The 12,332-nt window shown below is 49.0% G+C and carries 7 protein-coding genes; 3 read left to right on the top strand and 4 right to left on the bottom strand.

Annotation, left to right across the window (positions count from 1 at the left end; genetic code table 11):
* Window positions 1–31: 31 nt before the first annotated feature.
* Window positions 32–1,567 carry a sulfatase gene (locus BQ5591_RS08765; protein ID WP_071149022.1) on the top strand — a complete coding sequence of 512 codons (1,536 nt, stop codon included), beginning with the start codon at window positions 32–34 and terminating at the stop codon, window positions 1,565–1,567.
* A gap of 62 nt (window positions 1,568–1,629) precedes the next feature.
* A complete protein-coding gene (locus BQ5591_RS08760) occupies window positions 1,630–3,546 on the top strand; it encodes a heparinase II/III domain-containing protein (protein ID WP_235817061.1) in 1,917 nt (638 codons plus the stop codon).
* 178 nt (window positions 3,547–3,724) lie between these two features.
* Here the strand turns inward: BQ5591_RS08760 and BQ5591_RS08755 are convergent, their stop codons facing one another.
* The 4 genes from BQ5591_RS08755 to BQ5591_RS08740 all read right to left on the bottom strand — a co-directional run bounded on the left by BQ5591_RS08755 (window position 3,725) and on the right by BQ5591_RS08740 (window position 7,489).
* Window positions 3,725–5,299 carry a peptide chain release factor 3 gene (locus BQ5591_RS08755; RefSeq protein ID WP_071149020.1) on the bottom strand — a complete coding sequence of 525 codons (1,575 nt, stop codon included), beginning with the start codon at window positions 5,297–5,299 and terminating at the stop codon, window positions 3,725–3,727.
* Between the two features lie 9 nt (window positions 5,300–5,308).
* A complete protein-coding gene (rfbD, locus tag BQ5591_RS08750) occupies window positions 5,309–6,175 on the bottom strand; it encodes a dTDP-4-dehydrorhamnose reductase (protein WP_071149019.1) in 867 nt (288 codons plus the stop codon).
* 80 nt (window positions 6,176–6,255) lie between these two features.
* Window positions 6,256–6,795: a DUF4924 family protein gene (locus BQ5591_RS08745; protein ID WP_071149018.1), complete on the bottom strand. Its 540-nt coding sequence runs from the start codon at window positions 6,793–6,795 to the stop codon at window positions 6,256–6,258.
* Window positions 6,796–6,835: 40 nt separating this feature from the next.
* Window positions 6,836–7,489, bottom strand: coding sequence for a LysE family translocator (locus tag BQ5591_RS08740; RefSeq protein ID WP_022161771.1), 654 nt, complete (start codon window positions 7,487–7,489; stop codon window positions 6,836–6,838).
* A gap of 1,002 nt (window positions 7,490–8,491) precedes the next feature.
* Here BQ5591_RS08740 and purL point away from each other — a divergent pair.
* Complete coding sequence (gene purL, locus BQ5591_RS08730) at window positions 8,492–12,202, top strand: phosphoribosylformylglycinamidine synthase (protein WP_071149016.1); 3,711 nt, start codon at window positions 8,492–8,494, stop codon at window positions 12,200–12,202.
* The last annotated feature ends 130 nt before the right edge of the window (window positions 12,203–12,332 follow it).

Here is a 12,332-nt window from a genome sequence, read left to right as displayed (position 1 = left end):
AATGAAACATAAATCAAAAGAACAAATATCTATGAAAAAAATTCATTCGGCCATTATCGCATCCTTATCAGCGATATCACTTGTTCAAGCACAGGAAAAGCCCAATATAATAGTCTTTCTGGTTGACGACATGGGAGTTATGGATACTTCCGTTCCTTTTATAACAGATTCCAAAGGGAATGTTCTTCCACAACCTTTGAATGAATGGTACCGTACTTCCAATATGGAGCGTCTCGCCAATCAGGGAGTACGTTTTTCTACCTTCTATGCACAAAGTGTAAGTTCTCCCTCGCGTACCTCCATTATGACCGGACAAAATGCAGCCCGCCACAGAACCACAAACTGGATAAATGCAGAAAGTAACAACAGAGACCAGTTCGGCCCGTACGAATGGAACTGGAAAGGACTAAAATCTACTGACGTAACCTATCCTTCAGTACTTAAAGCCGCAGGATACAAAACGATTCACGTAGGCAAGGCACATTTCGGATGCAACGACAGTTTTGCTGCTGACCCGTGTCATATCGGTTTTGATGTAAACATAGCCGGTTCTGCAATAGGACACCCAGGCAGTTATCACGGAGAGAATGGCTATGGCTGGATTAAAGGACAAAGAGCCAGAGCGGTTCCCGACCTGAAACAGTATCACGGAACCAATACCTTCCTTTCCGATGCGCTTACCCTTGAAGCTTTGAAAGAAGTAAAAAAGGCTGTGGACGAAGGCAAACCATTCTACTTAAATCTTGCCCATTATGCGGTTCACTCCCCCTTTGAAACCGATGAGCGTTTCATTAACCATTATCCCCAAGGAGAGAAAAATGACAAAGCCCGTGCGTTCGCTACTCTTATCGAGGGAATGGACAAGTCTTTAGGGGACTTAATGAACAAACTGGATGAAATGGGAATAGCCGAAAATACATTTATCATATTTCTTGGGGACAACGGAGGCGACGCACCTCTTGGCGATGCAGCCGATTATGGATCTTCCGCACCTCTAAAAGGGAAAAAAGGATCGGAATACGAAGGAGGTGTCCGAGTTCCCTTTATTGCAGCCTGGGCCAAACCCGATCCGTCCAACAAGTTTCAGAAACAGTTTCCAATAGCACAAAACTATGTGCAGACACAGTTTGGCACAGTAATGGACATATATCCTACCGTACTTTCAGTCGCAGGAGTTGACACTCCACAAAATCTGACTTTGGACGGAAGCAATCTGAAGAAGCTAATGGCAGGAAAAAAAGACAGAAGCAGGAGAGATGATGTACTGATCCACTTTCCACACCAGCACCGTGGCAGTTATTTCACAACCTATCGCAAAGGAGACTGGAAGATTATCTATTATTACAACCCTGAAAAGGATGGTATTCCTTCTTATAAACTGTTCAATCTGAAAGAAGATCCATACGAAACGACCGATCTGGCGTCTGTCAATCCCCGGAAACTTAAAGAAATGAGTCGTTTGATGATAGAAAGATTGCAGCTTGAGGATGCATTATATCCTGTTAACAAAGACGGTAAGACACTATATCCGGTAGAATTCAAACCACAACCATCCGAACAGCAATAGTTCTAACCTCTCATTTAGACATATTCACTAACCTAATAATTGCATCAATCATGAAAAAAAACATGGTATTACGTACATGGAGCACACTGTTTCTGCTCTTACTTATTACAACAGCATCACATGCGTACACCGAAAGAAACCTCCTTCAAAACGCAGTAAGCAAAGAACAGCTGAAAGAAATACTTGTCATGGACGCCGCATGGGTGCCCTACCCTGCCTATGCCGACCGTGAAGGATGGAACGCCATGCTTTCTGATAAAGACAAACAGGCATTGATCCGAGCCGGAGAAAAAATGCTGAACTACCGATGGCAGGTAGTACGAGCTACAGACTATCTGGAATATGAACGCAGTGGGGAAAGAAACATCATGCAAAACCCATACGAAGCCAACAGAAAAGCTATCAGCACACTGATGATGGCCGAACTGGCTGAAGGAAAAGGCCGCTTTGTAGACCAGCTTATCAATGGAGTGTTCTTCAGTTGCGAAATGACTTCTTGGGTACTGTCAGCCCACCTGACACGTCAAAGTACGAAGCGCTCGTTGCCCGACTGGCGCGAACAGGTCATCGATCTGGGCTCAGGAAACTACGGTTCTCTGTTGGCATGGGTGCATTACTTCTTCCATGATACATTCGACAAAGTCGATCCGGCAATTTCTCTACGCATACGCCATAGCATCCAGGAAAGAATAATGGATCCTTTTATGCAGAACGACCGCGAATGGTGGATGGCTTTCCACTGGAAACCGGGAGAAATCATCAACAACTGGAACCCCTGGTGCAACTCCAACGTATTGCAATGTTTCCTCTTGCTCGAAAACGACCGTAACAAACTTACGGAAGCCGTATGGCGCACCATGCAGTCTGTTGATAAATTTATCAATTTCGTAAAATCGGACGGTGCCTGCGAGGAAGGACCTTCATACTGGGGACATGCAGCCGGAAAGATGTACGATTATCTGCAAATCCTTTCGAACGGAACCAACGGGAAACTATCACTATTCAATGATCCGATGATACGCCGCATGGGCGAGTATATCAGCCGCTCGTATGTAGGAAACGGATGGGTTGTCAACTTTGCCGATGCCTCTGCAAAAGGTGGTGGCGACGCACCGTTGATATACCGCTACGGAAAGGCTGTCGGCAGCGAAGAGATGATACACTTTGCAGCATATCTCCTGCAAGGGAAACGTCCTACCATCCAATTGGGCAGCGACATTTTCCGAACACTGGAATGTGCATTATTCAATAAGGAGCTTGAGCAGACTGCTCCCGAGCACAATATTCCGGCTTGCACATGGTATCCTGAAACCGAATTCTGCTACTTTACCAACAACAACGGATGGTTCCTTGCCACGAAAGGAGGTTTCAACAACGAAAGCCATAACCACAACGATGTAGGAACCTTTTCGTTATACATAAATACATCGCCTATGCTGATAGATGCCGGCGTAGGAACATATACACGCCAGACTTTCAGCAGCGAACGCTACTCCATCTGGACCATGCAGAGCAACTATCATAACTTGCCTGTCATAAACGGAGTTCCGCAACGCTACGGACAGGAATATAAAGCCACCAACGTAGTATGCCGTGAAAAGCAACGCTACTTTTCGGCCGATATCTCAACAGCTTACCCTGAAGAAGCAGCCGTAAAGAACTGGATTCGCTCGTACAAACTTGGTAACAATGAACTTACCATTACAGATAAATTCTCACTGAAAGAGGCGAAAGCGGCCAATCAGGTCAACTTCCTGTCCTGGGGCAAGATTGATATAAGCAAGGCAGGAAAAGTGACCATCGAAGTAAAAGGGCAAAAGGCTACACTCGAATATCCATCAAACTTCAAGGCTACACTCGAAACCATTGAATTGCCCGACCCACGTCTTTCGAAAGTTTGGGGAGAACAGATTTACCGCATTGTGCTGACCGACACACAACAGAAACTGAACGGCAGTTACAAATTCGTTATAAAATAACATTTCATACTACTTGCAGAAAGCCTTAAAAGTTAACTGCATAAAAAAGAAATGGGCAAATATCCCAATTATAAAAAAGGATATTTGCCCATATTCGTCAATGCTTCGTCTATTTCTTCCAAGGCGCCAAATAGAGTAACCCATCTGTATTTCCGCCTCACTGCATGATTATTCCGTATCAGAATTCGCTCGTAAAATGGAACTTGATGTGCTTGAAGTCCATTTGAGCCATCTGCAATACGTAACCCGAATCGGCCAGGAACACGTCGCGGCCTTCGCGGTCCTTGGCCATGTACTGGTATTTGCGCTTCTTGAAGGCATCCAGTTCGGCCGGATCGTCGCTTTCAATCCAGCAGGCTTTGTACAGACTGACGGGCTCCCAACGGCACTTGGCATTGTATTCGTTCTCCAAACGGTATTGGATCACCTCGAACTGCAACTGTCCTACCGTACCGATAATCTTGCGGCCGTTGAACTGATTGACAAACAACTGTGCCACACCTTCGTCCATCAGTTGGTCGATACCCTTGGCCAGCTGTTTCTGCTTCATGGGGTCAGCATTCTCGATGTACTTGAACATCTCGGGCGAGAAGCTGGGCAAACCGCGGAAGTGGAGCTGTTCGCCTTCGGTCAGCGTATCGCCAATCTTGAAGGTTCCGTTGTCGGGCAAACCGATGATGTCGCCTGCCCAGGCCTCGTCGATGGTCGTTTTCCGCTGTGCCATAAACTGTGTCGGACTGGAGAAACGCATGGTCTTGCCATGGCGCACGTGATAGTAGGGTGCGTTGCGGACAAACTTGCCCGAACAGATCTTGCAGAAGGCCACACACGAACGGTGGTTCGGGTCGATATTGGCCGTAATCTTGAAAATGAAACCGGTGAACTTGGGTTCTTCGGGCATCACGATGCGTTCTTCGGCCTTCACAGGACGGGGACTGGGAGCTATCTCCACAAACGTATCGAGCAACTCTTCCACACCGAAGTTGTTCAGAGCCGAACCAAAGAATACAGGAGCCAGTTCGCCCTTCAGATAGTCGTCTACCTGAAACTCGGGATAAACGCCGTCTATCAGCTCCAGTTCGCTGCGCAACTTGTCGGCAAGGTTCTGTCCGATCCGGTTGTCCAATTCTTCGGTATGGATGTCAACTTCCACCTTTTCGGTTACGACCTGCTTACTGGGTTGGAAGAGGTTGAGCTTCTGTTCGTAAATGTTGTAAACGCCCTTGAAGCGGGGACCACTCTCAATGGGCCACGTCAGCGGACGCACGTGAATATGGAGTTCTTCCTCCAGTTCGTCAAGAAGGTCGAAAGGATCTTTGGCTTCGCGGTCCATCTTGTTGACGAAGATGATGACCGGCGTGTTCCTCATACGGCACACTTCCATCAGCTTGCGTGTCTGCGTTTCCACACCTTTGGCACCGTCCACCACGATGATAACGCTGTCTACCGCCGTCAGCGTGCGGTAAGTGTCTTCGGCAAAGTCCTGGTGACCCGGTGTATCGAGGATGTTGATTTTATAGTCGTGATAGTCGAACTCCATCACCGAAGTAGTCACAGAGATACCACGCTGTTTCTCAATATCCATCCAGTCGGAAGTAGCCGTTTTCTTGATTTTGTTACTCTTCACGGCTCCTGCCACTTGTATCTGTCCGCCGAAAAGCAGCAACTTCTCGGTCAACGATGTCTTACCGGCATCGGGGTGTGCAATGATTGCAAATGTACGTCGTCTTTCTATTTCCTGATTACTTGCCATATATCTGAATTACTTTTCTGATTCTTCTAACAATTTTCCGATGCACTCGGCAAGCGACGCTTCCCAATGGGGAATCTCAATGCCGAATGTTTTCTTGATCTTCGTCTTGTCGAGCACCGAATACGCCGGACGGGGTGCCTTGGCCGGATATTCATCGGTATGCAAAGGACCGACCTTGCAAGTGGTGATGCCTGCCAGGCGATGAATGGCTACGGTGAAATCGTACCACGAGCAAACACCTTCGTTGCTGAAATGATAAATGCCGGGAACGATTCCCTGACGGATAGCGGCGAAAATGGCACGAGCCAAATCGCGGGCATAGGTCGGAGTACCAATCTGGTCGAACACAACTCCGAGCGACTCACGTTCACGCCCCAGGCGGATCATAGTCTTCACAAAGTTGTTACCATAGATGGAGTACAGCCATGCCGTACGGATAATCATGGTACGGCTGCATTTCCGCATAGCTTCCTCCTCGCCTGCCAACTTCGTTATACCATATACCGAATTGGGGCAAGGCTGCATTTCTTCCGTATAGGGGATGTGCCCCGTACCGTCGAACACATAGTCGGTCGACACCTGTATCAATGCTGCTCCACGAGCTTCGGCAGCTTCGGCCAGGTAGCCGGAAGCCAGATGATTGAGTTTATCGCACAGTTCGCGGTTGTCTTCAGCCTTATCCACGGCCGTATAAGCGGCACAATTCACAATCAGGTCGATTGCATGATCGCTTACAAAGGCACGCACAGCCTGCTCGTCGCAGATGTCCAGTTCCTGCACGTCGGTAAAGAAATAGGTATATTGTTGGTTTTCGGCGGACAAAACCCGCATCTCATTGCCAAGCTGACCGTTGGCACCGGTTATTAAAATATTCATTTAAAAAATTGATACTTAAAAATATAATGTTACGATGAACAATTTTCGTCTTTGAGCAGAAGCCTTCTCAGGAAATCCTGTCACAGGTCTTCCAGTTCACCTTTCCGTTCCTTGGCATAATAGGCAGCCAGCATGGAAAGAAAACTGCTAATGGCTTCGATAGCACGTGCTGTTCCCTGACTGATTTCCCGCTTCTGAAGTTTAAGCAGCAATACGCCGTACAAGGCTTCGAAACAGGTTTCCAGTTCGGGTTCGTCGGTCTTTCCGTTTTTCTGGCGCAACTCCACGATGAAAGGCAACGCCTTGAAGTAAGCCGCGTTGTAGAACGGATATTTGGTAGACGACAACAGGGCGGCATGCAGGTCGGTCAGGTTCAGTATCACATTGCGGTTGATCTGCAGATGCCCCTTCTCCGTCACTCCTTCGGCACGCATCATCTCGATAAGGTTGCCATACCATTCCTTCAGCGCGGCACGTTCTTCTTCGGGATAACGCGAAACGATGTTGCTGCACATACGGTCGATGTCGCACCCGTTGGCACGTATCAGATCTTCCACTTGCCACATATAAATAAGGTATTCGGCAATGTTTTCTTCTTTCAGTTTCTGTGCTACCTTCATACCACTCTTCCTGATTAATCTTCCAAATCTGCTTCTTTCGTCAATACAAAGATTCTCCCATCAACGTAAATACCAGTCCCACGACCGATACTATCACCACTATGCTTCCAATGATACGGTTCAGCATCCAGATGCCTCGCAAGTTGAAGCGAGTCCGCACTTTATTGACAAAATAGGTGATACCGAACCACCACGAAAGGGCACCCAATGCAATGGCCAGATAGCCCGTAACAGCCTCGAACAGCAGCACGCCGGGACTGATGAAAGCAAAACGGGCGAAAAGTCCGACAAACAGCAATATGATGAGCGGATTGGAAAGTGTAACGAAAAAAGCCGTAATAAAGTTGTGAAAATAAGTGCCTTTGCTGCCCGAAACCGGACGGATGGACTGCACCGGATTGCTCCGGAAAGTATAGACACCGAATGCCAGCAGCAGAATGCTGCCAAAGAGTTGCAGATAAAAGATGTTTTTATTCACATAGTCGAATACGAAACTCATTCCGTATCCCGTCAGCAACGCATAGAATATATCGCTAAGCGACGCGCCTATACCTGTCACGAAACCATACCAGCGTCCCTTGTTCAGCGTACGCTGTATGCAAAGCACCCCTACAGGACCCAACGGTGCCGACACGATGACACCTATAATAAAGCCCTTCCACAATATGTCCAATATGGTTTCAATCTGAATCATGGGTGCAAAGATAGTGCAAACCAAGGGAAGTACAAAGCGAAAAACGAGTTTTTGACTCTTGTGCATCCACATGCATGCCCTATAACAAAAGCGGACGATGCAAGCAAATGGTATATGAAACAAAAACAACACTTGCACGGCTCGCGAGCCACACTTGTACGGCTCGCGAGAGACACAAGCACGGCTCGCGAGAAACACAAGCAATACTCGTGGGCGTTGCAAGCAATACTCGGCGGGATTACAAATAAAACCCGTGGGGTTTGTCAGCAAAACCAGTCGGCATTGCTTGTGAAACCTGCCTGCATTGCTTGTGAAACCCGACGGCATTGCTTCCGATACCAGACAGCATTGCTTGTTACGCCAGCTAACTACCGATGTTACACGGATAAAGAGGGACGTTGAGAATGAAAAATGAATAATTAAAAATGAATAGTGAAAGGGATACATTTCAAACTTCAAACCCTCATCCCTCAACTTTAAACCTTAAACCCTCCAATTTGCCTTCACGCTTTCACCCGGCTTTCAGCATACTGGTTTTCAGTGCAATACGGTGAAACATATGGTTTCACGGAAGATTCACCTTTTAGTTTCACCACTTCCGAATCTGCCCATTTTCCTTGGCTCCACCCCACGAAAAACAAATTTATTAATCATCTGATAAACAGAAAGATGCGGTGAAGGATGTAACGTACGTGCAAGTATCGATGTAACGTACATGCAAGTGAAGCAGCTTTTACGCTACCCTAAAAACCAAAATGAAACATACCACGCCTCCGAAGTAAAAGCTAAAAACAAGGTTTTTGCTTTGTACTTCACTCGGTTTGCACTATCTTTCCAGAAGAAAGGCGGCACCTCGGAAGTAAAAGCTAAAAACAAGGTTTTTGCTTTGTACTTCACTCGGTTTGCACTATCTTTGCATACGAAAAAGGACAAAGGGAGCCATAATCCCCGAAACAACTTGATAATAAAGAATTTTATCATCAACATAGCGCTATAATAATTATGATTTCTTTCTACAGAACTCCTCAAAAAAGCGTGATTGCCGTAGAATGCGAACACGCCATTTCGCAGGCAGAAAGCGAAAAGCTCTGCTGGCTTTTTGGAGAAGCCACCCCCGAAAGTGAAGAAAACCTGAAAGGATATTTCGTAGGCCCGCGCCGCGAAATGATTACTCCCTGGAGTACAAATGCCGTAGAGATCACTCAGAACATGGGCCTCAACGGCATTCTGCGCATAGAAGAGTACTTCCCCGTAGCCGACGAAAACGCCGACCACGACCCTATGCTGCAACGCATGTACAAAGGACTCGACCAACAAGTATTCACCACTAACCGCAAGCCCGAACCTATCGTCCACATCGAAGACCTCGAAGCCTACAACGAGCAGGAAGGTCTGGCCCTCTCGAAAGAAGAGATGGACTATCTGAAAAAAGTGGAGAAAGACCTCGGACGTCCGCTGACCGACTCCGAAGTATTCGGCTTCGCCCAAATCAACTCCGAACACTGCCGTCACAAAATCTTCGGCGGTACGTTCATCATCGACGGCGTAGAGCAGGAATCCTCGCTCTTCCAGATGATTAAGAAGACAACACAGGAAAATCCCAACAAAATCATATCGGCTTACAAAGACAACGTAGCCTTTGCCGAAGGTCCCGTTATCGAGCAGTTCGCACCCGCCGATCACTCGAAACCCGACTACTTCCAGGTGAAGGACATCAAGAGTGTCATCTCGCTGAAAGCCGAAACACACAACTTCCCCACCACTGTAGAGCCCTTCAATGGTGCATCAACCGGTACGGGTGGTGAAATCCGCGACCGTATGGGTGGCGGTAAAGGCTCCTGGCCCATCGCAGGTACAGCAGTCTACATGACCTCCTACCCCCGTTCGGAAGAAGGACGCGAGTGGGAAGAAATCCTGCCCGTGCGCAAATGGTTGTATCAGACACCCGAGCAGATTCTGATCAAGGCATCCAACGGTGCCAGCGACTTCGGTAACAAGTTCGGTCAGCCGCTTATCTGCGGTTCGGTGCTGACCTTCGAACATAAAGAAAAAGAAGAAGTCTACGGCTACGACAAAGTGATCATGTTGGCCGGTGGCGTAGGCTACGGCACGCAGCGCGACTGCCTGAAAGGCAAACCCGAAGCAGGCAACAAGGTCGTAGTGATGGGTGGCGACAACTACCGCATCGGTTTAGGCGGCGGCTCCGTATCGTCTGTAGACACAGGCCGATACAGCAGCGGCATCGAGTTGAACGCCGTACAGCGCGCCAACGCCGAAATGCAGAAACGTGCCTACAACGTAGTACGCGCCCTTTGCGAAGAAGATGTCAACCCTGTTGTCTCCATCCACGACCACGGTTCAGCCGGACACGTGAACTGTCTCTCCGAATTGGTAGAAGAATGTGGTGGACACATCGACATGAGCAAACTTCCCATCGGCGACAAGACCCTCTCGGCCAAAGAAATCATTGCCAACGAGAGTCAGGAGCGTATGGGATTGCTTATCAAGGAAGAAGCCATCGAACACGTACGTAAGATTGCCGAACGCGAACGCGCCCCAATGTACGTCGTAGGCGAAACAACCGGCGACCACCGCTTCTGCTTCGAGCAAGCTGACGGCGTGCGCCCCTTCGACCTGGCCGTTGACCAAATGTTCGGTTCTTCACCCAAAACATACATGGTAGACAAAACCGTAGAGCGTCATTACGAAATGCCGACTTACGAACTACCCAAACTGCATGAATACCTGGCCAACGTACTCCAACTGGAGGCTGTAGCCTGCAAAGACTGGTTGACCAACAAGGTAGACCGTTCCGTAACAGGTAAGATTGCCCGCCAGCAATGCGTAGGCGAACTTCAGCTGCCGCTGAGCGACTGTGGTGTGGTAGCCCTCGATTATCGTGGTCAGGCAGGTATCGCCACTTCGCTGGGTCATGCTCCGCAAGCCGCATTGGCCAACCCGGCTGCCGGCTCTGTACTCTCTGTCAGCGAGGCATTGACCAACCTCGTATGGGCACCGCTGGCCGAAGGTCTGGATAGCGTATCGCTCTCCGCCAACTGGATGTGGCCTTGCCGCTCACAAGAAGGTGAAGACGCACGCCTCTACACGGCAGTCAAAGCATTGAGCGACTTCTGCTGCGCTCTGCAGATCAATGTGCCTACCGGTAAGGACTCGTTGTCCATGACACAGAAATACCCCGACGGAAGCAAAGTCATTGCTCCGGGTACGGTCATCGTATCGGCTGGCGGTGAAGTGAGCGACGTGAAGAAAGTGGTTTCGCCCGTATTGGTGAACGACCATAAGACCACACTCTACCACATCGACTTCAGCTTCGACACCCTGAAACTGGGTGGTTCGGCTTTCGCACAGTCACTGGGCAAAGTCGGCGACGACGTACCTACCGTACAGAATCCCGAATACTTCCGCGACGCCTTCCTCGCCGTTCAGGAATTGGTGAACAAAGGCCTCATCCTGGCCGGACACGACATCTCGGCAGGCGGTCTCATCACCACGCTGCTCGAAATGTGCTTCTCCAACGTAGAAGGCGGTATGGAAATCAGCCTCGACAAGATTAAGGAAAACGACCTCATCAAGATATTGTTTGCCGAAAACCCGGGTATCGTTATTCAGGTAGCCGACAAGCACAAGGACGAAGTGAAGAAGATACTCGAAGACGCAGGTGTAGGCTTCGTGAAGATTGGTAAGCCGACCGATGAGCGTCACATCCTCGTCGAAAAAGACGGTGCCACTTATCAGTTCGGCATCGACTACATGCGCGACGTATGGTACTCTACTTCTTACCTGCTCGACCGTCGTCAATCAATGAACGGTTGCGCCAAGAAGCGTTTCGAGAACTACAAGATGCAGCCTATGGATCTGGCCTTCATGCCCGAATTCACTGGCAAGCTCTCGCAATACGGCATCAGCCCCGACCGTCGTACACCGAGCGGCATCCGTGCAGCCATCATCCGCGAAAAGGGTACGAACGGCGAACGCGAAATGGCCTACTCACTCTATCTGGCCGGCTTCGACGTGAAGGACGTAACCATGACCGACCTTGTAAGCGGACGCGAAACGCTGGAAGATGTCAATATGATTGTCTTCTGCGGCGGATTCTCCAACTCCGACGTACTTGGTTCAGCCAAAGGTTGGGCGGGCGCCTTCCTCTTCAACCCCAAGGCAAAAGAAGCGCTTGACAAGTTCTATGCCCGCGAAGATACCCTCTCACTGGGTGTATGTAACGGTTGCCAGCTGATGATGGAACTGAACCTCATCAACCCCACCGACGAGAAACGCGGACGCATGCTCCACAACGACTCGCATAAGTTCGAAAGCCGCTTCCTGGGTGTGACTATCCCGACCAACCGCAGCGTAATGTTCGGTTCGTTGAGTGGCAGCAAGCTGGGCATCTGGGTGGCTCACGGCGAAGGCAAGTTCTCCCTACCTTACGACGAAGACCACTACAATATCGTGGCCAAATACACCTACGATGAGTATCCCGGCAATCCTAACGGTTCCGACTACTCGGTAGCAGGTATTGCCAGCCCCGATGGCCGCCACTTGGCTATCATGCCTCACCTGGAGCGTGCCATCTTCCCATGGCAGAACGCTTACTACCCAGCCGACCGTTTGGGCAGCGACCAGGTAACACCGTGGATAGAAGCCTTCGTCAACGCACGCAAGTGGGTAGAAGAAAAGATGAATAATAAATAAAATCATTTTACCTCCCTCTTTCTAGAGGACACCATACGGATTGTACGCAGTGTCACGAGGATATTCCTCAATTATTCAGTGACTTCACGTACAATCCGTATTTATTTTATCCGTAAGATATGCCACCTCC

It is taken from the genome of Bacteroides ndongoniae (assembly GCF_900108345.1).
GTDB classification, from domain to species: Bacteria; Bacteroidota; Bacteroidia; order Bacteroidales; family Bacteroidaceae; genus Bacteroides; species Bacteroides ndongoniae.
The sequence above is the reverse complement of the archived record's forward strand: the minus strand, read 5'-3'. Positions and strand labels throughout refer to the sequence as shown.

Excerpts from the sequence above, each read along its gene's own strand:
- BQ5591_RS08765 (WP_071149022.1), top strand. The coding sequence starts at position 32 with ATGAAAAAAATTCATTCGGCCATTATCGCATCCTTATCAGCGATATCA.
- BQ5591_RS08760 (WP_235817061.1), top strand. The coding sequence starts at position 1,630 with ATGGTATTACGTACATGGAGCACACTGTTTCTGCTCTTACTTATTACA.
- BQ5591_RS08740 (WP_022161771.1), bottom strand. The coding sequence starts at position 7,489 with ATGATTCAGATTGAAACCATATTGGACATATTGTGGAAGGGCTTTATT.
- purL (WP_071149016.1), top strand. The coding sequence starts at position 8,492 with ATGATTTCTTTCTACAGAACTCCTCAAAAAAGCGTGATTGCCGTAGAA.
- BQ5591_RS08745 (WP_071149018.1), bottom strand. The coding sequence starts at position 6,795 with ATGAAGGTAGCACAGAAACTGAAAGAAGAAAACATTGCCGAATACCTT.
- BQ5591_RS08755 (WP_071149020.1), bottom strand. The coding sequence starts at position 5,299 with ATGGCAAGTAATCAGGAAATAGAAAGACGACGTACATTTGCAATCATT.
- rfbD (WP_071149019.1), bottom strand. The coding sequence starts at position 6,175 with ATGAATATTTTAATAACCGGTGCCAACGGTCAGCTTGGCAATGAGATG.